A 285-nucleotide genomic window follows, 5' to 3' on the forward strand; every position below is an offset into this window, starting at 1 on the left:
AGCAGAACACGTGGCGCTTCGGCCTGCAGCGCATGCTGCTGGGCTACGCGAACGGCGAGGCAGACGACGGCGCCTTCGACGGCATCGAGCCCTACGCCGAAGTCGGCGGGCTGGAGGCTTCCGTCGCCGGTGCGCTGGCCGACCTGCTGGGCGCGCTCAACGCCTGGTGGGCGCAGACCGCCGAAGACGCCACACCGACTGTTTGGGCCGAGCGCGCCCGCGCCTTGCTCGCCGCCTTCATGGCGCCGACGGACGAGCGCGAGCGCCTGGCGCTGGCCGCTGCGC

1 protein-coding gene is annotated in these 285 nt (G+C 73.7%); it reads left to right on the plus strand.

All coding sequences use genetic code 11. From position 1 onward, the window contains the following. Positions 1-285 (plus strand): exodeoxyribonuclease V subunit gamma (locus tag CVH10_RS19630; RefSeq protein WP_146143125.1); only part of this gene is annotated, 285 nt, incomplete at both ends.

Origin of the sequence: Halomonas sp. ND22Bw (assembly GCF_003011945.1) — a bacterium.
Lineage (GTDB): Bacteria > Pseudomonadota > Gammaproteobacteria > Pseudomonadales > Halomonadaceae > Halomonas > Halomonas halophila.